The 22,605-nt window shown below is 59.7% G+C and carries 17 protein-coding genes; 10 read left to right on the forward strand and 7 right to left on the reverse strand.

Going from position 1 to position 22,605, the window contains the following annotated elements; all coding sequences use genetic code 11:
- Positions 1-68: 68 nt before the first annotated feature.
- Complete coding sequence (locus DW349_RS14255) at positions 69-1,028, forward strand: GlxA family transcriptional regulator (RefSeq protein WP_108126401.1); 960 nt, start codon at positions 69-71, stop codon at positions 1,026-1,028.
- Between the two features lie 6 nt (positions 1,029-1,034).
- Here DW349_RS14255 and DW349_RS14260 read toward each other — a convergent pair whose 3' ends face one another.
- Positions 1,035-2,030, reverse strand: a complete 996-nt coding sequence (locus DW349_RS14260) for a prenyltransferase (RefSeq protein ID WP_108126402.1) — start codon at positions 2,028-2,030, stop codon at positions 1,035-1,037.
- A gap of 126 nt (positions 2,031-2,156) precedes the next feature.
- Complete coding sequence (locus DW349_RS14265) at positions 2,157-3,476, reverse strand: DEAD/DEAH box helicase (protein ID WP_232819359.1); 1,320 nt, start codon at positions 3,474-3,476, stop codon at positions 2,157-2,159.
- 210 nt (positions 3,477-3,686) lie between these two features.
- Between DW349_RS14265 and DW349_RS14270 the strand changes: the two genes are divergently transcribed.
- The 9 genes from DW349_RS14270 to gcvA all read left to right on the forward strand — a co-directional run bounded on the left by DW349_RS14270 (position 3,687) and on the right by gcvA (position 16,522).
- A complete protein-coding gene (locus tag DW349_RS14270) occupies positions 3,687-5,069 on the forward strand; it encodes a serine hydrolase domain-containing protein (RefSeq protein WP_108126403.1) in 1,383 nt (460 codons plus the stop codon).
- 166 nt (positions 5,070-5,235) lie between these two features.
- A complete protein-coding gene (locus DW349_RS14275) occupies positions 5,236-6,441 on the forward strand; it encodes an aspartate aminotransferase family protein (protein WP_108126404.1) in 1,206 nt (401 codons plus the stop codon).
- A gap of 67 nt (positions 6,442-6,508) precedes the next feature.
- Positions 6,509-7,522 carry an arginine N-succinyltransferase gene (locus DW349_RS14280; protein WP_108126405.1) on the forward strand — a complete coding sequence of 338 codons (1,014 nt, stop codon included), beginning with the start codon at positions 6,509-6,511 and terminating at the stop codon, positions 7,520-7,522.
- 11 nt (positions 7,523-7,533) lie between these two features.
- Positions 7,534-8,583 carry an arginine N-succinyltransferase gene (astA, locus tag DW349_RS14285; protein ID WP_108126406.1) on the forward strand — a complete coding sequence of 350 codons (1,050 nt, stop codon included), beginning with the start codon at positions 7,534-7,536 and terminating at the stop codon, positions 8,581-8,583.
- Positions 8,576-10,045, forward strand: coding sequence for a succinylglutamate-semialdehyde dehydrogenase (gene astD, locus DW349_RS14290; RefSeq protein WP_108126407.1), 1,470 nt, complete (start codon positions 8,576-8,578; stop codon positions 10,043-10,045). Before astA ends, astD begins: the two co-directional genes overlap by 8 nt.
- A complete protein-coding gene (gene astB / locus DW349_RS14295; RefSeq protein ID WP_108126408.1) occupies positions 10,042-11,382 on the forward strand; it encodes an N-succinylarginine dihydrolase in 1,341 nt (446 codons plus the stop codon). Before astD ends, astB begins: the two co-directional genes overlap by 4 nt.
- 168 nt (positions 11,383-11,550) lie before the next feature.
- Complete coding sequence (locus DW349_RS17400) at positions 11,551-12,978, forward strand: hypothetical protein (protein WP_108126409.1); 1,428 nt, start codon at positions 11,551-11,553, stop codon at positions 12,976-12,978.
- On the forward strand, positions 12,927-15,428 hold the full coding sequence (locus tag DW349_RS14315) for an Ig-like domain-containing protein (RefSeq protein ID WP_115667153.1): 2,502 nt from the start codon (positions 12,927-12,929) through the stop codon (positions 15,426-15,428). The genes DW349_RS17400 and DW349_RS14315 overlap by 52 nt, the downstream gene beginning before the upstream one ends.
- A 146-nt stretch (positions 15,429-15,574) precedes the next feature.
- The gene (gcvA, locus tag DW349_RS14320; RefSeq protein WP_108123876.1) at positions 15,575-16,522 is read left to right on the forward strand and encodes a transcriptional regulator GcvA; all 948 of its coding nucleotides are present in this window, start codon (positions 15,575-15,577) and stop codon (positions 16,520-16,522) included.
- Here the strand turns inward: gcvA and DW349_RS14325 are convergent.
- From DW349_RS14325 to DW349_RS14345, 5 genes are all read right to left on the reverse strand, one after another.
- Positions 16,519-17,928 (reverse strand): golvesin C-terminal-like domain-containing protein, encoded by a 1,410-nt coding sequence (locus DW349_RS14325; RefSeq protein WP_108123877.1) that lies wholly within the window; start codon positions 17,926-17,928, stop codon positions 16,519-16,521. The two genes, gcvA and DW349_RS14325, sit on opposite strands and share 4 nt — an antisense overlap.
- 117 nt (positions 17,929-18,045) lie before the next feature.
- Entirely contained in the window at positions 18,046-19,449 is a 1,404-nt protein-coding gene (locus DW349_RS14330) for an FAD-dependent oxidoreductase (protein WP_108123878.1), read from the reverse strand.
- 2 nt (positions 19,450-19,451) lie between these two features.
- The gene (locus DW349_RS14335) at positions 19,452-20,342 is read right to left on the reverse strand and encodes a carbohydrate ABC transporter permease (protein ID WP_198650392.1); all 891 of its coding nucleotides are present in this window, start codon (positions 20,340-20,342) and stop codon (positions 19,452-19,454) included.
- Complete coding sequence (locus tag DW349_RS14340; RefSeq protein WP_108123879.1) at positions 20,342-21,256, reverse strand: carbohydrate ABC transporter permease; 915 nt, start codon at positions 21,254-21,256, stop codon at positions 20,342-20,344. Before DW349_RS14340 ends, DW349_RS14335 begins: the two co-directional genes overlap by 1 nt.
- Before the next feature lie 58 nt (positions 21,257-21,314).
- Positions 21,315-22,565, reverse strand: coding sequence for an ABC transporter substrate-binding protein (locus tag DW349_RS14345; protein ID WP_108123880.1), 1,251 nt, complete (start codon positions 22,563-22,565; stop codon positions 21,315-21,317).
- Between the last annotated feature and the right edge of the window lie 40 nt (positions 22,566-22,605).

A 22,605-nucleotide genomic window follows, 5' to 3' on the forward strand; every position in this document is an offset into this window, starting at 1 on the left:
GCCGCAGCCCAGTATCATCGCTGAGCGATCTGCCACCCGCCCGAACAACAACAGGAGTCCACCCCAAGGTGACCGAGCGAATCGGCTTTATTCTGCTGCCCGGCTACTCGTCCATGGCGTACGTTTCAGCCATGGAACCCTTGCTGGTGTGTAACGACCTGACCGGCGAAAACCGCTTTTCCGCCTTCACCGTCGCGCTCGACGGCAACAAAACCCACTCCAGCCTGGGCAACAAAGTTGACACTCATTATTCGCTGGCCGACGCGCCCGACGCCGATGTCTGGATTGTCGCCGGCACCTCGCCGGCGCGGCATCCGGCAACGCCTGGATTGGACGATTTTCTGCGTTCGCGACCGGCGCACTGCGCGCTCGGTGGTCTGGCCTCGGGCAGTTATGTATTGGGCAAAGCCGGTTTGCTGAACGGCTATCGCGCCGTGGTGCATTGGCTCGGTTATGAAGACTTATTGAAAGAACACCGCTCAATCCTGCTGGCGCCGGAGCAGTTCTGCATCGACCGCAACCGCCTCACCTGCCGAGGCGGCAGCGCCAGTCTCGATATGATGTTGATGTGGATAGCGCGCAGCCTGGGCGCCGATACCGCCGAAGCCGTGTCGCGGCATTTCGTCAACGAACGCTTGGGCGTGCCGTCCGACGCCCTGCCGCAACAACTGAGCGAACGCACCCGCGCCGAGCAACCCAAGCTCGCCGAAGCGCTGGAATTGATGGAAGCCAATATCGAGGAACCGCTGAGCACCGACGATGTGTCGTACCACGTCGGCATCAGCCGGCGGCAGTTGGAGCGGCTGTTCAAGAAACACCTGAACGCCGTGCCCAGCCGTTATTACTTGCAGATTCGCCTGGAGAAAGCCCGCACCCGTTTGCTCGGCCGCAACGACAGCATCGCCGACATCGGCCTCAGTTGCGGGTTCAGTTCCGGCGCGCATTTCTCCACCGCCTACCGCAATCAGTACGGCTTAACGCCGTCGGAAGATCGCAGCCTGCATCAGCAGATGGCGGTGGATAAATAAGCCGTTTTACATCAGTTGCGGCAACACCACGCTCAGCACCACGCCCAAAAACATCAGGCTGCTGAAACGCTTGTTGTACAAGAACGCCACGTGCACCAGATACAGCGGCCAGGCTTGGGGTGACCAATCGTCCGGGCAGGTATCCGGTCGCGGTTGACGATAACGCCGCCAGGCTTCGAAAAACTTCGGCAGCGCCAGCCAGATCATCAGATACGCCCAATGCAACGTGCCGAGCACCACACCAGCGGTGACGCCAGCGTACTGAACCAGCCACAAACCCAGCACGCTGGCGCGACTGAATTTTTCGCCCAACTGCACCGGCAGCGTGCGCACGCCTTTGGCCCTGTCTTCTTTTAATTTGTCGATGTGTTTGCCGAACACCACCGTGGTCGGGCCGATGCCGTACAGGCACGACACCCAGATCGCCGTCGTGTTGTACTCGCCCGACACCACCAGCGACGACGCCAACACCATCAACGGTCCCCAGACGATCCACACCGCTGGCTCGCCCAGGCCGATGTATTTCAGCGGCCAGGTATAAAACAGCACAAAGAAAGCACCGGCGAGCATCCAGTACAGCGTTTGCAGATCGGTGCGGGCAATCAGTGCGACGCCAACCAGAATCGCCAGGCCGCCGGTCAGGGCGATGTAGCCAAACAATTGCCGCTCGCTCAGCAAACCGCTTTCCAGCGGTTGCGGGCCGTATTGGGTGCGGAAGTAGTTGTCTTTATCGACGCCTTTTTTGAAGTCGGTCCAGTCGTTCACCAGATTGTTGGTGGCGTGCGCCAACACCAGACCGATGCACACCAGCAACGCATTGACGCCATCAAAGTGGGCATTGGGAATAGCCAGGATGATGCCGATCAACGCCGAGAACAGCGTCATCACAAAAACCGCCGCGCGGGTCGCCACGAACCAACGCTTGAGCACGCCCATCGCTTGCCAGTCGCCATTTTCCAGGCGGGGAATTTTGGTCAGCACATCGTGCCAGGTGGGTATCATCGAAAGCGTCCTCAGCTCTGTCGTAAATCGCCGTTCAATGTACCAAATAAACGGTGATGCGAAAGAACGCTTCGATGACGATTCAACCTCAGTTGACTTATATCAGTCCGGCGATCAGCCCGACGATCAGCCTTCGCCGGATGTCGGCTTGCGACGCCGCATCGGTGCCGAGCCATCGCGTTCGGCGGGTGTCGAACGTGGCCGTTTTGGCGCTGGCTTTTTGGCCGCGCTCTTGGCTTTGCCCGTGGTTTTTTTCTTGGGTTTTTTCTTGCCGTACGCCTTGCCCGAAGCCCGAACTTTGGCCGGGCCCTGATACGAACTTTTCAGCCCTGGCAGTTCGATGCGCTCGAATATCTGGCCGGTGTAGCGCTGAATGCTGGCGAGCAGATTCCATTCGTTCGGTGCAATCAGACTGATGGCTTTGCCTTCCTGCCCGGCGCGACCAGTACGGCCAACACGGTGCACGTATTCGTCGCCTTTGCGCGCCAGATCGAAGTTGATCACCAGCGCGACATCGGGCAAATCCAGACCGCGTGCGGCCACGTCGGTGGTCACCAGGGTTTTGAATTTACCGCTGCGCAAACCGCTGACCACGGCGTTGCGCTCGTCCTGCGTCAAGTTGCCGTGCAGCAAACCGCTGCGGCGTTCGCCGTTGCGCAAACGCGCCTGCAAGCGTTCGGCTTTAACGATGGTGTTGGTGAAAATAATCACCGGCTGTCGGCCCATCTTGCTCAACAACGCCAGCACTTGTTTCTCTTTAAAGGCATCGTCGTCCGACAGAATAAATTGCTGGGCAATGTTGTCCGGCACCGCACGCGCTTCGTGCAGCGCAATGGTTTCCGGTTCGTTCAATAATTTTTTCGCCAGGCCAATCACACCACGGTGATCGAGTGTGGCCGACAACAACAACGTCTGCCGTTCAACCGGGCATTGTTCGATGATGCTCAGCACTTCGTCGCGAAAACCCATGTCGAGCATGCGGTCGGCTTCATCGAGTACCAGACAATCGATGTCGCTCAAATCGACCGAGCCTTGCTTCAAATGTTCAGCCAGACGGCCAGGGGTGGCGATCAGAATATCCGGCACTTTGCGCAGCGCCGCGTTCTGCTCTTTAAAGGTCGCACCGCCAGTCAGGCTGAAACTGCCAACCTGAATGCCGCTGCCCAACTGCCGGCACACCTGATGAATCTGCCGCGCCAGTTCACGCGTTGGCACCAGCACCAGCGCACGAATGCCGGTGCGGGCGGTCGCCGTGCGGTTGTAACGCAGCATCAATGGCAAGGCGAACGCCACCGTTTTGCCGCTGCCGGTCTGAGCGCTGACCAACAAATCCTGGCCGTTCATCACTGCTGGAATCACCGCTTGCTGCACATCGGTGGGTTCAACAATGCCCTGTTTGGTCAGAGCGGCGGCGAGGGGTGGTGGCAATTGAAGGCTGTCGAACACGGCGTGAGTTACCTGAGCTGAGGTCTGAAGTTTGTCGGGCGCGACTATAGCAGAGCCCGCCGCGCTTGGATGCTTTTAACCGGGGTATTAACCAGCGCTATTAACGTGACAATCGGTCCATGAAACAGTCGGCATCTTCTGCCACAGTGCCGAACTGCGATCAAAAGTGCCGAACTGCGATCAAAAACCGAACAATAAGGACAGCAACGCATGAGAGACCTAAAAGGTATTTTCGGAATCCTGGCGGCAACAACACTGCTCGCCGCCTGCCAGAGCACGCCATCACACCCTTCCGCCGAGATAGACCAGACCGCTCAAGACGTAATGCAACGCTACGCCGTACCGGGCCTGGCCCTGGCGCGCATTGAAGACGGCGAACTGCTGTGGACGCGCAGCTACGGCCAGGCCGATGCCGACCAACCGCTGACCGCCGATACCATCTTTAATGTCGCCTCACTGACCAAGCCGTTGTTCAGCCTCGGCTACCTGCATCAGGTCGAAGCCGGCCGCGCCGATCTGGACGCACCGCTGGCCGATGACTGGATCGACCCGGACGTTGCCGACGACCCGCGCCTGCCGCAACTGACCGCCCGTCTGGCGCTCAGCCATCAAAGCGGCTTTCCCAACTGGCGCGGCCGCGATGGTTTGTTCTTTATGTTCGCGCCGGGCGAGCGTCACGAATATTCCGGCGAAGGTTATGAATACGTGCGCCGCGCGTTGGAAAGCCAGACGGGCGAATCGATGTCGGCCTGGATGCAGCGCGACGTACTGAAACCGGCGGGCATGAACGACACCGTCTTTGGTTGGGACGACCGTTTAAACGGCCGCGTCAGCGCCGGTTACGACGAAGCGGGCCATACCGTGGAGCTGACCTCACACACCCGCGAACCCAACGCCGCCGCCAACACCTTCACCACCATCGGCGATTACGGCCGCTTCGCTGCTTGGGTAGCGCGCGGTGCCGATCTCGACCCGGCCCTGTTTGCGCAAATGATCACACCGCAATCGGCGCATCCCGACCCGCTGGAATTCTGGGGCCTGGGTTGGCGGCTGACGCAAATGCCCGATCGCACCTTGATCGAACACGACGGCCGCGAACCCGGCATCCGCACGCTGGTCATCATCGACCCGAGCAACGGCGATGGCCTGGTGATGCTGACCAACAGCTCCAACGGCGAATTAATTGTGCGCGATCTGCTCAAAGCCACCTGGCCCGACGCCGATGCGGTACTGGCGCAACGCGACCGCGACACCTGGCATTATCTGTCGGCGTTGCCGGCACCGGCCTTGCCCGGATTGCTCGGCTTTATCGCCCAGTCGCCGTCGTTCAGCATGAAACTGCTGTACGCCGCCAAAGCCGGTCTGATCGATGAAGCCGGTTTGAGCGCGGCCGAACTGGCAAAGGCAGACGCCACGCTGTCGGCCCTGGTGGAAACCCAATTCGACGGCGAGGTTTCGCCCGACACCTTGCGCGAACTGTTTATGCAATTGGGCACGCCGACCGAACAAGGTTTCGCCTTCGCCGAAGCCTTGAGCGCCGACCAGGCCCGCAACTGGCTGGACTCAGCCGCCACTCTGGCAGACGCCCGCTGAATTCATCTTGCCGGGGCGCTTGCCAGCGACAGGCGCCCTAGCGATATAACCGCATGTCGCACCGACGTAACCCGGTTGCGTCGCTTATCCTTAGAATGTTTCCGATAACGAGCCGCCGCGTGCGGCTCGTTTTGCCCATCCAACCATCCCAACAATGGAAGTCGATATGAGCGCCGTTACCCGAGAACAATTCGATGCCGTCATGGTCCCCAATTACGCCCCTGGAAAAATCATCCCGGTGCGCGGCAAAGGTTCACGCATCTGGGATCAGGCCGAGCGCGAATACATCGACTTCGCCGGCGGCATTGCCGTCAGTGCGCTGGGCCACGCCCACCCGAAACTGGTCGCAGCGCTGACCGAGCAGGGCCAGAAACTCTGGCACCTGTCGAACGTTATGACCAACGAGCCGGCCATTGAGCTGGCGCAGAAACTGACCGAGCTGACCTTTGCCGACAAAGTCTACTTCTGCAACTCCGGCGCCGAAGCCAACGAAGCCGCGTTGAAGCTGGCGCGTCGTCACGCTTACCTGAACGTCGGCCCGGAAAAACACGAAATCATTTCCACGCTGCAATCTTTCCATGGCCGTACCCTGTTCACCGTCTCCGTCGGCGGCCAGGCCAAATACAAAGAAGGTTTCGAGCCGACACCGGGCGGCATCAGCCACGTGCCGTATAACGATCTGGACGCCATGGCCGCCGCCATTTCCGACAAAACCGCCGCCGTCATCATCGAACCGATTCAGGGCGAAGGCGGCATCACGCCTGCGGTGGAAGGCTACCTGCAAGGCCTGCGCGAGTTGTGCGACCAGCACGGCGCGCTGCTGATTTTCGATGAAATCCAATCCGGCGTCGGCCGCACCGGCTCGCTCTACGCCTACCAGCGTTATGGCGTTACGCCCGACATTCTGACCACCGCCAAAGCCCTCGGCGGCGGCTTCCCGATCGGCGCCATGCTGACCACCGACGCCGTGGCCCCGAGCCTCGGTTTCGGCACCCACGGCTCCACTTACGGTGGCAACCCGCTGGCCTGTTCGGTATCGCTGGCGGTGCTGGATGTGCTGACCAACGACGGCGTGCTCGATGGCGTCGCCGCCAAATCCAAGCGCTATTTCGATGGCCTGAAACGCATCAATGAACAGTACAAAGTGTTCAAAGACATTCGCGGCATGGGTTTGTTGATCGGCTGCGAATTGATCGACGAACGCAAAGGCCAGGCGAAAGACCTGAACGCCCTGGCGCTGGAAGAAGGCTTGCTGTGTCTGGTGGCCGGCCCCGACGTTCTGCGTCTGGCACCGGCGTTGAACATTCCCGATGCCGACATCGACGAAGGCCTGGCCCGACTGGAAAAAGCCGTCGCCCGCTTCGTTGGCTAAGCTCGGAATCTTGGTTTAAACGGGGTCGCACTGCGGCCCCTTTTGCGCAAGTGCAAGAGGAAACACCATGCTCGTCGTCCGACCGAGTGCATTCGCCGATCTGCCCAGTATCGAACGGTTGCTCTACGCCACCGACGCCCGCGTTACCACCCTGCCCAAGGAACGCGACAAGCTGTCGGAAAAAATCACCCAGTCCGAAGATGCCTTCGACACCGGCCTCGACCAGGACGGCCCAGCGGCGTTTTTGTTTGTGCTCGAAGATACCGAGCAACAGCAACTGCTCGGCACGTCCGGTTTGGATACCGAAGCCGGCGGCGGTTATCCGTTCTTTAATTACCGCCTCGATGAAGTCGTCCACGCTTCGCACAATTTAAACGTCAGCGCCAAAGTACCGATTCTGTTTTTGTCGCACGAACTGACCGGCAAGACTTTGCTGCGTTCGTTTGCAATCGAACCGGCACTGAAAAAAACCGACGCTTTTGAATTGCTGTCACGCGCCCGATTGTTGTTCATCGCCTGTTTGCCGGAGCGTTTTCAGCGCCAGGTGATTGTCGAAGTGCAGGGCATTTTTGACGAAAAAGGCGACTGCCCGTTCTGGGATGCCGTCGGCCGACATTTCTTCGGCATCGACTTCAATACCGCCGATTATTACTGCTCGGTAAAAAGCAAAACCTTCATGTCGGAATTGATTCCGCAACACCCGGTTTACGTGCCGCTGTTGCCGGAACGCGCGCGCGGCACCATCGGCCAGAACCACGAAGCGGCCAACCGCGCCTGCGGTTTGTTCTATCGCGAAGGCTTTGAGAAAACGCCCTTTATCGATCCGTTCGATGGCGGCCCGGTGCTCTCGGGCGAGGTGCGCGATCTGCACACCGTGCGTCAGGTTCGGTTCAAAAAAGCGCGCCCGAGTGAAGTGGTCGGCGGTCTGAAATATCTGATCTGCAACCGCTCGCTGAAAGACTTCCGCTGCACCATCGGCACCTTGGTCGATGGCATCGGTGAAACCATTCGTCTGCCGTTGGATGTTGCCGAAGCGCTCGGCGTGTCCGAAGGCGACCCCATCGCCTACGCGCCGCTGTAAGGGAGACTGCCATGTACATCCGCCCTGTTACCCCGGCCGACATCGACTACCTGTATCTGATGGCGAAAAACTCCGGCGTCGGCGTCACCACCCTGCCCGACAACCGTCAGAAAATGCAGGCGAAACTCGACAAAGCCGTCGCCTCGTTCAAGCGCGATCTGGATGAAAAAGACCGGCTGTATCTGTTCGCCATGATCGACCCAAGCAACGACGAAATTGCCGGCATCTGCGCGCTCGAAGCCAGCATTGGTCACGACGACATCTGGTACAACTATCACGTCGGCCGAACCGTACACATGTCGAAAGACATCGGCGTGCACAAGATCACCCGCACACTTTATTTAAGTAACGACCTGACCGGCAGTTCGGAAATCTGCACGCTGTTTTTGATGCCGAATTACCGTAAAAATCAGAACGGCCAATTGCTCAGCAAATCGCGTTATTTGTTTTTGGCTGAACACGCGCAACTGTTCGGCCGCGACATCATCGCCGAGATGCGCGGTTATTCCGACGAGCAAGGCCGTTCGCCATTTTGGGAAAGCCTCGGCCGGCATTTTATGCAGATGGAATTTTCCGACGCCGACTATATGACCGGCCTCGGCGACAAAGCCTTTATTGCCGAGTTAATGCCCAAGTTCCCCATCTACGTGCCCATGCTCTCCGCCGATGCGCAGGAAGCCTTCGGCCGCGTACACCCGGACACCGAACCCGCGCTCGCCATGCTGCAAGCCGAAGGGTTCGACTTTAACGGCTACATCGATATTTTCGATGGCGGCCCAACGGTGTCGGCCAAAATCAAAGAAATTCGCGCCGTGCGCGAAAGCGAACTCTACACCGTGAAAATCGACGCCAGCGCACCGGAACCGGACCTGTCTCAGAAAGCCGGTTTGTCGTTGGTATCGAACCGCGGCTTCGACAATTTCCGGGTGCGATTAATCGCCACCTCGGCCATTCACGAATCCACTCTTCACCTGAGCGCAGCCCAGGCCGAAACGCTGAACGTTACCGACGGCGATTCGGTTCGGGCCGTGTCGCTGCGACCGGAGACACCCCATGTCTGAATCCAGCCTGTTCATCAACGGCACCTGGCAAGCCGGCCAGGGCGACCGTTTTGAATCCATCGACCCGATCAGCCAGAACGCCGTCTGGAGTGGCACCAGCGCCAGCGCCGACGACGTTGATCGCGCCATCGATGCCGCCCGTGCCGCCTTTCGCGACTGGCGCAAAACGCCGCTCGACGAACGCCTCGCCATCTGCGAACGCTTCGCCGAATTATTGGAAACGCACAAAGAAGCGTTGGCGAATTCCATTGCCAGCGAAACCGGCAAGCCGTTGTGGGAAGCGCGCACCGAAGTCGGCGCGATGATCGGCAAAGTCGGCATTTCTGCCAAAGCCTACGACGAACGCACCGGCGAAAAACATTCAGACATTCCCGGCGGCGAAGCCATTTTGCGGCACCGCCCGCACGGTGTTGTGGCCGTGTTCGGCCCGTACAATTTCCCCGGCCATTTGCCCAACGGCCACATCGTTCCGGCATTAATTGCGGGCAACACCGTGGTGTTCAAACCCAGTGAACTGACGCCAAAAACCGGCGAAGAAACGCTGAAATTATGGCAAGCCGCCGGCCTGCCCGATGGCGTGATCAATCTGGTTCAGGGCGCGAAAGAAACCGGCATCGCGCTGGCCGCGCATCCGGGCATCGACGGTCTGTTTTTCACCGGCTCGTCCAACACCGGCGAATTGCTGCACCAACAGTACGGCGGCCAGCCGGGCAAAATTCTGGCGCTGGAAATGGGCGGCAACAATCCGTTGATTGTGGACGACGACATCGACGTCGATGGCGCGCTGCACCACGTGCTGTTCAGCGCCTTTATTTCTGCCGGTCAGCGTTGCACCTGCGCGCGCCGTTTGTTCATTCCGCGTGGCGACAAAGGCGACGCGTTTTTGGCTAAATTGATCGACGCAACGCGCAACTTGACCGTCGGCCATTGGGACGCCGACGAGCAACCCTTTATGGGCTCGGTGGTGTCGTTGGCGGCCGCCGATCATCTGCTCGCCGCGCAACGCCATCTGGTCGATCTGGGCGGCAAAATTCTGCTGGAAATGAAATCGGCCGAAGCCGGCACCGCCTTGCTGACCCCGGGCATCATCGACTTAACCGACGCCCGCGACGTACCCGACACCGAATACTTCGGCCCGTTGCTCAGCGTCTACCGGTACGACCGTTTCGAAGACGCCTTGATGGGTGCCAACAACACCCGCTATGGCCTGTCGGCCGGTTTGCTGTCGAACGACAAAGCCAAGTACGACTGGTTCTTGGAAGAAATTCGCGCCGGCATCGTCAACTGGAACAAGCCGATTACCGGCGCAGCCAGTACCGCACCGTTCGGCGGCGTCGGTGCCAGCGGCAACCACCGAGCCTCGGCCTATTACGCGGCCGATTATTGCTCCTATCCGGTGGCGTCGATGGAAAGTGAAACGCTGGAAAAACCGGCGCAAACCTCGCCGGGAATGAACTTATGACCGCCTTTGAAATGAACCTCGACGGACTCGTCGGCCCAACGCACAACTACGCCGGTCTGTCGTATGGCAACATCGCCTCGCTGTCGAACGAACAGTCGGCGTCGAACCCCAAAGAGGCCGCCAAACAAGGGCTGAAAAAAATGAAGGCGCTGGCCGATCGCGGTTTGCGCCAGGGCATTTTATTGCCGCACGAACGACCGGCCATTTGGGCGCTGCGCAACCTGGGTTTTTCAGGAACCGATGCGCAGGTGCTGGAAAAAGTCGCCAGACAAAACCCGGCGATTTTAAGCGCCGTCAGTTCGGCGTCATGCATGTGGACGGCCAACGCCGCCACCGTGTCGCCCAGTGCCGACACCGGCGATGGCAAAGTTCATTTCACCGCCGCCAATTTGAACGCCAAATTTCACCGCTCGATTGAACACCCAACCACCACGCGCATGTTGCAAAGCATCTTCGCCGACGAGCGCTATTTCGCGCATCACGACGCCCTGGCGCCGGTGAGTTTTTTTGGCGATGAAGGCGCGGCCAACCACACCCGTTTTTGCGGCGCTTACGATGCCCCCGGCGTGGAATTATTCGTCTACGGCCAAGCCGCGTTCGATAACAACGCAGCCAGGCCGCAACGGTTTCCGGCACGGCAAACGCTCGAAGCCAGCCAGGCGATTGCGCGGCTGCATGGCCTGAGCGATGCGCACGCCGTGTTCGCCCAACAAAAACCGGAAACCATCGACGCCGGCGTGTTTCATAACGACGTTATCGCCGTCGGCAACCGCAACGTTTTGTTCTATCACCAGGAAGCGTTCGCCAACACCGACGCCGTGCTCACCGAGCTGCAACGCAAATTGGGCGCTGTCGAACTGATCGCCGTGCGCGTGCCGAGCGCCGAAGTCTCGCTGGACGCCGCCGTGCGTTCCTATCTGTTCAACAGCCAGTTGTTGAGCGTGGATAACGACCGCATGGTGCTGGTCGTGCCGGGCGAGTGCCGGGAAATTGCGGCGGTGTCTGATTATCTGGATCGGCTGATCGCCGACGACGCCAACCCCATCGACGCCGTGGAAGTGTTCGATCTGAAACAGTCGATGCAAAACGGCGGCGGCCCGGCCTGTTTGCGGTTGCGCGTTGCGCTGACGGAAGCGGAATACAACGCCATGAACAGCGGCGTCATTCTGACCGACGCTTTGTTTCACGATCTGAATGCCTGGGTCGATCGCCATTACCGTGACCGTCTCACCCAGGCCGATTTAGCCGATCCGCAATTGCTGATCGAAAGTCGCACCGCTCTGGATGAGCTGACGCAACTGACTAAATTGGGCAATTTGTATCCGTTTCAGCGTTAACCCAAACCCGCGCCGAAAAAAAGCGGCGCGTTTCAAACACTTCAACGAAAAAAACACATTTTCTAAAACGTTTAGTCAAACGGCGGCTTTGTAAGCTGGGTTTCCAAACCAAGGACTGGTGATCACCAACGCACGTTCAGGTGATCCTCGACTTCAGGAAACCCGCCCATGCCCAACTTTTCCATACCCGGCTTTGTCGTCTGCGTATCGTTGTTCTGCACCTGCCTGGCCGTTCACGCCGAGTCGCTGTACGAACCTTCGCCCGTGCCCGCCTTCCCCGCGCCGGCGCAGCTGGAATTGCAATTCGATGCCAGCGATCGCGTGGTCTTCAGTTGGCAGCCAGTGCCCAACGCCACCCTGTACCACCTCCAGGAACAGCGCGACAACCACGACCATTTTCTCGACCTGGCAGCCAACCTGCCGGCCTCCACACAGCGTTACCGAATTCTGCCTGCGTTGTACGGCCGCCATACCTCGCATTACCGGCTGCTCAGTTGCAACGCCGCCGGTTGCAGCCAGTCCAACACCCTGATGATTCGCACCAACCCGGAAACACCGCTGGCCGATTTAATGCCGCCGCAACGCAGCGATTTATTCGGCTCCGCGCTGAGCCTCAATGAAGACGGAACCATCCTCGCGGTGGGCGCGCCTACGGCCAATGTCCGCAACATCAAAACCGGCATGGGCGCCGGCGCGGTTTACGTTTTTCAGCACCACCAGGGCAACTGGTCGGCACCGGCCACCCTGGTATCCGCCACCGACAGCGCAGTGGAACGCTTTGGCTACGCCGTCAAAATCGACGCCGAAGGCCGTGTGCTGTCCATCGACAGCCAGGCGAAAAGCAACAACAACGGTCGCGCCATTACCCAGGTGTTCGCGCACAAAACCGCCGGCGGCTGGTACCCGGAACTGGATTCAAACCAATACGACAGCGCCCAGAATGACCAACCCATCCTACCCATCAGCCTGAGTACCGATGGCAATGTCCTCGCCATCACCATCCGCTATGAATTCGCCAGCCTGTCGCCCACCAGCCCGTGGAATGACACAGCGTTCAACACCGGCACCCTGAGCTCGGTCTACCTCTTCGACCAAACCCGCTTAGGCTGGGCACCGCCGGTGCAGGTAACCTCGGCCACGCCACAGCCCAACGGCCTGTTCGGCTACGCCATCAGCCTCAGCGGCAACAGCCGGGTACTGGCGGTGGGTGAACCCGTCTTCACCGACGCCGCCAACCAGGCGGCCTACAGCGGCGCGGTGTATATCTTCGAGCGCCAGAACAGCGGCCATTGGCAGCAACAGGCCTACTTGCATTCGCACGTGGCAATGGTCGACCCCTGGTTTGGGCATTCGCTCAGCCTGAATGGCGATGGCACCGTGCTGGCCGTCGGCACCTTTGATCGCCTCTCGGCATCCAACGCCACCACCACCGGCCTGCCCCGGCTCGGCACCGGCCAGGTGCAGGTATTCACCCGCACCGCCTCCACCGACTGGCAATTCAACACCCGGCTGGAAGCCGATTCGCATCGCACTGTGCAAGCAGCATGGCAACCGCCCAGCGATGCCGGCCTGGCATTGAATACCCCAGCGCCCTGATCAACCAACAGCAACCGCCCAACGTTCACCCAGAGGAATCGACCATGCATCACCCCAACCGACTGCTGCACCTCGTCACCAGCCTGCTACTCAGCCTCGCGCTCACCGCCTGCAACCTCGAAACCTTTGAATTCGCCCAAACCGGCACCGCCCAGCTCGTCACCGGCGAAACCTACACCAACCCGGTGCCGGGCAGCTTTCGCGGCGTCGATTACGCCAGCAGCAACCCCCAGGTCGCGCAGGTGGATGGCAGTGGGCGCGTCACCGCCGTTGGCCCCGGCCGGGCACGCATCAGTGCGCGGCTGGATGGGCAGTCGATTGCTTACTCGGTTGAAGTGGTGAACCGTCGGCTGCGGGTCAGCGCCTGGGTGGGGCCAACCGGAGCCGATTGGCAACTCTCAGACGGCACCGAAGGCACCTGGCTGCACACCACCAGCGACGCCAATTGCAACCCAGTTCAAACCGGAAACTGCGCCAATGCCGCCAGCCAGTTAATGCTCGGCACCGGGTCGGTATTGCCGAGCGCGGCACTGACGCTGAGCCAGCCGGGGTATTTTCGGGTGCAGTATGGCGAACATCAGGCGGCCGGGGCGTTGGCGGCGGATCGGTTTGCGGGGCGGTGGTTCCACTCGGTAGTGGCTTTTCGCGGGCGGCTTTGGGTGATTGGTGGGCTGGATAACGGTGGCCAATACCGAACCGACATCTGGTCGTCCACCGACGGCACCACCTGGGTGCCCGAACAGTGGGACAACCAGTCGGAGCTGTTGCCCAGCGGCGATGCGTCAGTCGTTGGCGACGTCATCCGGGTGGTGCTGTTCAATAACGCCCTCTGGCTGATCGACACCCACACCGGGGCGCTCTGGTCGACGCTCGATAGCCCCGAGCACGCCCGCGGTTTTGTCTGGCAGGAGCAGGGGTCGATCGGTGCCGGGTTTGAGGGCCGCAGCGGTAGCCCGGTGGTTGTCTCGCACGACGGCGACGGCACCGAGCGGCTGTGGCTGATCGGTGGGTGGTCTACCGGGAACGACAATCGGAACGACGTCTGGACCTCGCCCAACGGCACCGATTGGGCGCGCCGGGAACCCAGCGCCAACGGCCAGGCCTTTACGGGTCGTTCTGGTCACCAGGCGGTGTTTTTCAAGAATCGGCTTTGGGTGATTGGTGGTCTCATTGGTCCTCAATACGTCAACGACATCTGGTCGTCCGCCGATGGCCGAGACTGGCGAGAGGAAACCAGCCAGGCTGAATTTTCGGGCCGAACCGGGCACCGCGTTGTGGTGTACAACGATGGCCGTGGCGAGCGGTTGTGGTTGGTGGGTGGGGACAATGACGACAATGAATTAAACGACGTCTGGTCCTCGTCCGATGGCATTCACTGGCGCCAAGAGGCGGTGGATGCCGCGTTTCCGATTCGCCGCGCCCACGCCCTGGCCGTCTTCAACCAGCAGCTTTGGGTGGTGGGTGGGAATGGCGGGTCTTACCTGAACGACGTCTGGTCCAGCCGCAACGGCCAGGACTGGCAACCCCACACCGCCGAAGCCGCCTTCAGCGGGCGCGATAGCCACCAGGCGATTGCCTTCGCCGACCGGCTTTGGGTGATCGGCGGTTTGGGCGGCAGTTATAACAACGACGTCTGGTCCTCCGCCGATGGCCTGCACTGGCAGCAACACCGCGTCCACGCCGATTTCTCGCCACGGCGTAACCATGGGGTGGTCGTGTTCAACCAGCGGCTGTGGCTGGTGGGTGGGAGCTACCGGGACGACGTCTGGTCCAGCGCCGATGGCGTGCAGTGGCAACGCGTGCTGGCCGAAGCGCCGTTCAGCCCACGCGCAGCGCACGCGTTAGTGGTGTTCGACCATCGCCTGTGGGTAATCGGCGGCTCAGTTCGGATAGACGGTCGGTATCAATGGGTGAATGACGTCTGGTCGTCCAGCAACGGCCGCGACTGGATCGAAGAAACCGCCCAGGCCGGCTTCTCCGCCCGCGTCGGTCACCAGGCGGTGGTCTTCAACGGCCAGCTTTGGGTGATCGGTGGCCGTGGCGCTGGTGGCGACAATGGCGTGGTGTGGTCCTCCCACGATGGCCGCCACTGGCAGTCGCGCCCCGATGCCAACCTGACGGCCCGTTATGGGCACCAGGCCCTGGTCACCCAGGATGCCCAAGGCGAGCGGCTTTGGGTGCTGGGCGGATACAACAGCGAAGGCAAACCAGACAACCAAGTCTGGACCACCCGCAACGGCACCCACTGGACCGCCGTTGACAGCCCCCAAAGCCAAGCCAACCGCTTCACCGCGCGCACCTACCACCAGGCCCTGAGCTTCCGCAACCAACTCTGGGTGATCGGTGGGACTGATGAGAGTGGCACGCCACTGCACGATGTCTGGCGTTCAGCCGAGGGTGCGAACTGGCAGAAGGGGGTGCAGGTGGAGGTTGAGTTTGAGGGGCCTTGAGGGTTGTGGGGGTTGGGTGCTTGGGTGGCTAGGTAATCGAATGCTTAAGTGACTAGGTGGCTAAGGCAAGCAACCAAGCAACCCCGAACACACCCTGGCAATCAAACATACCCCGTCATCCCCAGACAACATCAACAGGACTATACTTGAACAAAATTCACCCATGGAGCCCGCCCATCCAACGCCTGCCGCCGCTCAATTCATTGCGCAGTTTCGAAGCCGCCGCCCGCCTGGGCAGTTTTCAACGGGCGGCGCGGGAGCTGTTTGTTACGCCTTCGGCGGTAAGCCACCAGATCAAGTCGTTGGAGGCGTTTCTGGAAGTCGAGCTGTTTATCCGCCAGACACGCCGCATCGAATTAACCTCGGCCGGCAAGGACTATCTGCACACCATCCAGGGCGCACTCAACGAGATTGAAAAAGCCACCGCCAAACTGACCGCCACCCACAACAGCGGCGAGTTGCGACTGGCGGTAGCACCGGCGTTTCTTTCCCGCTGGGTGTTGCCGCGCATCAGCCGCTTTTACGACCAGTACCCCAACATCGAGTTGGACATTGCCGCCTCGGTAGACCGCCTCGACTTCGCACACAGCGCCACCGATATGGCGGTCTATTACGGCGACGGCCATTGGGACGATGTGGCAAAACTGCATTTGAAAGACGTGGCGCTGGTGCCGGTGTGCTCGCCCGATTTACTGGCCGCGCACCCTATCCGGCAACCGGCCGATCTGGCTCAGTTCACGCTGTTGCATGTCATGGAACGCCCGGACGAATGGCCGGCCTGGTTTAGCGCCACCGGCGCTGAGTTTCGGGAAACCCGCAAGGCCCAGCATTTTTCCAGCGGCCTGTTAACGGCTCAGGCAGCGGCCCGAGGGCTGGGTGTGGCGCTGACCGACCTAAGCCTGGTCAGCGAGGAATTGCAAAGCGGCCAGTTGGTCATCGCCTGGCCGACCCAACTGGAACTGGGCAAGGCACTCTATCTGGTCTACCAGAAAGACCGACCGATGAGTTTTGCCATGCGCCAGTTCCGCGATTGGATTATGGCCGAGATGGCGGCCGACGCCGCCCTGCCCCCGGCCGAAACAGACGCCGATTAATCGACCGGCACAAACCGCACCGAGTCGGCCACGGTGCGGCCGAGGTCACTGGCGGCATCAATAGAGACGCGGTTATTGGCTAAGTCGTTGGCATCGAACCAATAGGTGCCGAGCGACTGCCAACTGTTGCCGTTGATGGTCTGGTTTTTCCAAACCTCGGTCACCTGCCCCTGGTGATAGACGCGATACAACACCGCATCCGGCCGGTTGCTGTGCGCAGCCCAACGCGCATACACCTGATACTCGCCGCTGGCGGGCAAGGTTGGTTGCCAGACCGCCCAGACGCCGATGTCGGTGCCGGCGTTTTCATCAACCAGATAATCCGAACCCCAATAACCGTGGCTGCCGGTGCTGCTCAGCCAACCGTTGCTGCTGCGCAGGAAACCGGCGCTGCCGTTATCAACAATGATTTCATTGCCCGACGTCGGCGGCGGGTCGCTTTCGTTGGCGTAGGCGATTTTCTGGCTCAGGCGTGGGCCGACTGAATAAAACATGTGCCACTGGCCGTTTTCGTAATGCAAAAACGGTTCGGCGGCTTTGTTGTATTCCGGACCGACACTGGCAGGGTCGTAAAACACGCCGCGGTGAATTTCCTGATCGAAGTTGGCGCCCACTTCGGTGTAATAAATGTTGTTGGCGCCGTGATAAATCACATAGTGCTTGCCGGCATCCTGCCAGTAAAACGCGCCGGAAATGTTGCTCTGGCCATCCGGTCCCGGCGACACCAAAGCGCCATCACGCGGGGTGAAATGTTTGCCGTCGTTCGACGTTGCCAGTGCAATGCTGCGCGTGCCGTTGCGGTTGACCATCAACACCATGGTGTAGCGGTCGCCCCAGGTTGGAATGGTGTATTCGAATACACGCGCGTAGGAGGTTTCGGTAAAACCGCTGCCAAAGGCGGCGTTGAAATCGGCGGCGGTGACGGCCACGTTGTCGTTCGCGATGGTCCAGTTCAGGCCGTCGGTCGACCAGGCCCAGCGCGTGGTGTTGTTCTCGCCGTGGAAGTAGAGGAAATACTTGTTGTATTGCTCCATCCAGATCACGTTCGGGCTGGAGACGTGCGACACCGTTGCGGTCTCAAACTGCCCTTGACCGGCATTATCAATCAACGGGTTACCGGCGTACTCGGTGTACGGCCCTTCGATGTTGTCGGCGTACACCAGTTTGATGCCACCGGGTTGATTGTGCGGTGCGAAATACAGGTAGTAATTGCCCAACGGATTGGCGACGTGATCGGACACGCGCAGCAAGCTTGGGAAAATAATTTCGCCGGTTAGATCTTCCGCCAGGTCGGCCGGATCGACGACCACACTTTGATGATTCAGATTCGGCGGTGCCGCATACAGGCTGACCGCTGTCAGTGCGCCGAGCAGTGTTGCTAATAATTGCTTCGAAAATATTGTCATTTTTGTTTCCTCGAAGTGTTGTTGAGAAATGCGTTGGAATTAAAAAAACGAGTCCGCTGCCTCCTTTTTCAAGATGAAAAAAAGCGGCGACCCGAAAGCCGCCGCAACCCCCTTTATTCAGAGTTTCAGTTTCGCGCCCTGATCTTGCAGCGCTTGCTGCACCGCTTTCGGGTCGAGTTCCGCGACACTGGTTTTTGCCGCCGCCGCCAACGCCGCCGCGGCACCGGCCGCCTGGCCGATGGACATGGCAATGGGCGTTACCCGAATGGCTGAAAACGCATTGTGATCGGCGCTGATGCAGCGACCGGCCACCACCAGATTGCTGACTTGCGGCGCGTACAAACTGCGCAACGGAATGAAGTAGGTGTGATGCGGCGACAGGTGAATGGATTCGGTGGCTTCTTTATCCGGCGAATGCACGTCGATCGGATAAGCGCCCTGAACCACGGTGTCGTCGAACTTCACCTGATTCATCACATCATCGCCGGTCAGGGTGTAAGCGCCCTTGATGCGACGCGAATCGCGCACGCCGACGTGATACGGCGTCGATAACAGCACGCTGTTTTCAAAACCAATCGCTTCGTCTTTTAAGAAGCGATACAGCTGATAACACTGACGCCGACCTTCAATTTCCGCCCGCGTTACGTCCCACGGATTGGTGGCATCGAAACCCTGCAAGCGGGACGAATTCACCACCACGGTGCCGCGTTCATGCGTTTCAAAAAACAGAATGTATTCACGCGGAATGGTGACGTTGTTGCGGCGGCGATAGTCCATCCATTGCTTGCCGAACGCCTTCAGGCTGAGACGCTCGGAAGACACCACCCGGCGCACGCCTTCTTCCGGGCCGAGGTCGAATTCGTAATTGTCCGGGTGTGCCTGCACATCGGCTTTGATGCGTTCGATATCGACGTTGCCGATTTTCACGTTCATCGTCATCGGCTGGGTGGCGTGGTCGCCTTCGCGGCCCATTTCAAACGGAATGCCAGCGCGTGTTGCCAGGTCACCATCGCCGGTGGCGTCGATAAAATGATCGGCCGTTACTTCCGACAAACCGGCTTTGTTGCACACCACCAGATGCTTAACGCGGTCGCCTTCCACCGCCACATCCGCCAGCATGGTGTGGTACAGAATATCGGCGCCGGCTTCGACCACCATTTCTTCCAAAACGCGTTTCAACGCTTCGGCATCGAAGGGTGTGACGGTTGAACAATAGGTCACCGAATCGACCACGTGGCCGGGCGATGCGCCGAGCGCTTTCAGGCGTTCAACCATTTCGTCAGCCAGGCCCCAGACGACCTGTTCGCCAGCCGGGTTGTGGAAGGTCATCATCGGGCTGACGCCCATCATGGTCAGGGTGCCGCCGAGAAAACCGCCGCGTTCAATCAATAAAGTTTTCACGCCCAGACGCGCGGCCATGGTGGCGGCCATCGCGCCGGACGGGCCGCCACCCATCACCACCAGTTGGTAGTGCGGTGCCGGTTGCGTGGCGACGGTGGTGGTTTTGGTTGTTTGAGACATGCTTACCCCTTAACGCCCGACATCGCGAAACTTTCGACGATTTGTCGCTGGGCGATGATGTACACCAACAAGACCGGAATCACCGACAGCGAGGTCGCCGCCAGTTGCAGATGCCACAGCGGTAAACCGTAGGCATCGGAAAAATTGGTCAGTGCCAGTGGTACGGTGAATTTGTCCAGATCACTGAGGAACACCAACGGTTCCAGCAGCAGATTCCAGGAATGCAGGAAGGAAATGATGGCGACGGCCGCCAATGCCGGTTTCGACAACGGCAGCGCAATGCGCCAGAAAATGCCGAAGCGACTGAGGCCATCGAGCTTGGCCGCTTCTTCCAGCTCCACCGGCAAAGCCGCGAAGAACTGGCGCATTAAAAAGGTGGCGATGATGCCTTGCGAACCGAAAACCGGCAGCAAAATCAACGGCCAATGGGTGTTCACCAAACCCAGATGCTTCATCCAATAGAAGTTGGGAATGATGGTGACTTCCTCGGGCATCATCAGCCCCATCAACAGGAAGATGAACAGGAAATTGCTGCCGCGAAATTTCAGGCGCGCGAAGGCGTAACCGGCCAGCGACGACACCGCCAGAATTAAAATCGTCACCGCCGCTGCTATGTACAGCGAGTTGAAATACTGCTGCGCAAACGGCTGGTAACTGAAAATCTCGACGTAGTTTTCCCAAGCTGGATGTTTCGGAATCAGGGTCGGCGGGAAGGCGGTGATTTCGCTTTGTGTTTTCAGCGATCCGGACACCATCCAGATAAACGGAAACACGAACGGAATGCTCAGCCCGAGCAACGCCAGATACCAACAGATTTTTTTCAGCGACAGCCGAATAATCCGGCCGCGCTGGCTCAGTTCGAAGTGGCGGTTTTGAGTCAGAGTCATCGACATCAGTGGCTCTCCTTCTTCATAAACCACTGCGCCAACGTCAGCCCCAGTGTGACAATAAACAGCACCACGGCGAGCGCACTGGCGTAACCCACCTCGAAGAACTCGAAGGCGCGTTCGTAGATGTAATAGGCCAAAACGAGGGTGGCGTTTTCCGGCCCGCCGCCGGTCATCAGATAGATGTGATCGAACACTTTCAGTGACCCGACCACGGTAACGATGCTGATCACCAAGGTGGTGGGTGCCAGCAACGGCCAGGTGACGTGACGGAAAATATGCCAGCGACCGGCGCCATCGAGCGTGGCCGCTTCGGCGTAATCGCGGGGAATGGTTTGCAGCGCGGCGAGATACAAAATCATATTCAGGCCGACGTTTTTCAGCACCCGGGTGACGATGACGCTGACCATCGCCCAGTCCGGTTGACGCAACCAGTTGGGGCCGTCGATGCCGACCAACGCCAGCATTTGGTTAATGCCGCCGGATTCTTTTTGCAGCAAAAACGTCCAGACAATGGCCCAGGCCGCACCGGCGGTAACGACCGGCGCAAAAAACATCGTGCGGAAAATAATAACGCCGTGAAAGGCGCGGTTCAGCGCCAGCGCCAGCATTAAGGCGAGTGCCACGTTCAGCGGCACCAGGCCGCCAGCGAACACTAATGAGTTGCGCAACACTTCCCAGAATTCAGGATTTTCAAACAAGATATCGCGGTAATTTTCCAAGCCAACGAAGCTGGACTGCTGCGACAAAATGTTCCACTCGGTCAGCGAATAGCCAAAGATGGCGATCAGCGGGCCGACAAAAAACAGACAGAAACCGGTCAGCAACGGGCCGACAAATAACCAGCCCGACAGGCTTTCGTAAAAGCGCGCAGAGCGGTACGACGGTTTCGATGCAGAGACTTGAGTTGCCGAAGACATAGTTCTTTCCAGGCAAAAATCAGCACAGGGCGTCGGCCGGAACCGACGCCCGCGTCAATTACAGTTCGCGTTCAATACGGCGGCAGGCGTCCGCCATAATTTCTTCCACATCGGCTTCGGGCAGCCACAGACGATCCAGCGTGCCGCGCGTGGCGGACTTGATCATCGGCAGACGCTCGTGCGCCGGCAGTACGCGGCCGTGTTCAATCTGCTCACCGACAACGGTCATCATCTCGGCGTTCAGGCGCGGGTTGGAATTCAAAAACGCGGTCGATGCCAACACTGAAGTACGCGCCGGCGGGAAGTATTCGGCCATGCGTTCAACGCCAATTTGGGTGGTCATGTAGGCCAGAAATTCGGTCGCCAGTTCAGCGTTCGGGCTGCCTTTGAATACCACGATGGCGGCCTGACCGATGATCGGGCTGGCACCAGCGGGGCCAGACGGCATCGGTGCAATGCCCCAGTCAAAATCGGCTTCGTCCAGTTTGGAGGCGCGCGAGATCTGGGTGTAAGTCATGGCCGACTGGCCGTTGAAGAAGTCGCCCATTTCACCCGGCGGTACGGCAGACTGATCGGCAAAAATCATGTCGTGGTAGAGCTCGACCGCTTGCACGGCTTCGGGGCTGTCCAAGGTGCAGGTATCGCCTTCCCAGACATCGCCACCGTAGGCGCGGATCAGCGGTACCAGGGTGTCCCAGACGCGGCTGTCGTAGCCTTGGCCGTCCATCGATTCAAAGCCGTATTGGCCGTTGCTGGCATCGGCCAGTTTGGCGGCGGATTCACGCACCGCTTCCCAGGTCCATTCGCCACGGGCGGCAAGTTCCGCTGGGTTGTCGAGGCCGGCAGCTTCGAACAGGTCGGCGTTGTAGAAGACGACGAACGGCGACGTGGAGAACGGCACGCCGTACAGGGCGTCGCCTTTGCGCCAAAGGCCCATGGCGGAATCGGCGAAGTCGTCGAGGTTGTAGGCGGTGTCGGCGGCCAGGGCCGGGCCGACATCCTGCAACACGTTGGATTCAATAAAGGTCGGCGCTGCGCCTTCGAGCATCCAGCCCAGGTCCGGCGGGTTGCCGCCGCCGATTTGCAGCGTCAGCTTTTGGATGTAGTCGCCAAACGGGATGGTTTCGAACTGAACGTTCACGCCCGGATGAGTTTCGCGAAAGCCGTCGGCAAACTCGTTCAGCATGCCCAGGTGGGCGGCGCTGCCAGTCCAGACGGTGAAACGCAGGTCTTCAGCCTGAGCGTTTGAGCCGAGCGCCAGGCCCAGACTCAGAGCGAGTGTCGTGGTTTTGATTAAGCGCATTATCATTTAAACCTCTTTGTTGTTTTTGTTAAACGTCGGACTCCGC

The organism is Saccharospirillum mangrovi, assembly GCF_003367315.1.
Classification (GTDB): Bacteria; Pseudomonadota; Gammaproteobacteria; order Pseudomonadales; family Natronospirillaceae; genus Saccharospirillum; species Saccharospirillum mangrovi.

Excerpts from the sequence above, each read along its gene's own strand:
- DW349_RS14330 (WP_108123878.1), bottom strand. The coding sequence starts at position 19,449 with ATGTCTCAAACAACCAAAACCACCACCGTCGCCACGCAACCGGCACCG.
- astB (WP_108126408.1), top strand. The coding sequence starts at position 10,042 with ATGACCGCCTTTGAAATGAACCTCGACGGACTCGTCGGCCCAACGCAC.
- astA (WP_108126406.1), top strand. The coding sequence starts at position 7,534 with ATGTACATCCGCCCTGTTACCCCGGCCGACATCGACTACCTGTATCTG.
- DW349_RS14325 (WP_108123877.1), bottom strand. The coding sequence starts at position 17,928 with ATGACAATATTTTCGAAGCAATTATTAGCAACACTGCTCGGCGCACTG.
- astD (WP_108126407.1), top strand. The coding sequence starts at position 8,576 with ATGTCTGAATCCAGCCTGTTCATCAACGGCACCTGGCAAGCCGGCCAG.
- DW349_RS14345 (WP_108123880.1), bottom strand. The coding sequence starts at position 22,565 with ATGATAATGCGCTTAATCAAAACCACGACACTCGCTCTGAGTCTGGGC.
- DW349_RS14335 (WP_198650392.1), bottom strand. The coding sequence starts at position 20,342 with ATGTCGATGACTCTGACTCAAAACCGCCACTTCGAACTGAGCCAGCGC.
- DW349_RS14315 (WP_115667153.1), top strand. The coding sequence starts at position 12,927 with ATGGCAACCGCCCAGCGATGCCGGCCTGGCATTGAATACCCCAGCGCC.
- DW349_RS14260 (WP_108126402.1), bottom strand. The coding sequence starts at position 2,030 with ATGATACCCACCTGGCACGATGTGCTGACCAAAATTCCCCGCCTGGAA.
- DW349_RS17400 (WP_108126409.1), top strand. The coding sequence starts at position 11,551 with ATGCCCAACTTTTCCATACCCGGCTTTGTCGTCTGCGTATCGTTGTTC.
- DW349_RS14340 (WP_108123879.1), bottom strand. The coding sequence starts at position 21,256 with ATGTCTTCGGCAACTCAAGTCTCTGCATCGAAACCGTCGTACCGCTCT.
- DW349_RS14280 (WP_108126405.1), top strand. The coding sequence starts at position 6,509 with ATGCTCGTCGTCCGACCGAGTGCATTCGCCGATCTGCCCAGTATCGAA.
- DW349_RS14270 (WP_108126403.1), top strand. The coding sequence starts at position 3,687 with ATGAGAGACCTAAAAGGTATTTTCGGAATCCTGGCGGCAACAACACTG.
- DW349_RS14275 (WP_108126404.1), top strand. The coding sequence starts at position 5,236 with ATGAGCGCCGTTACCCGAGAACAATTCGATGCCGTCATGGTCCCCAAT.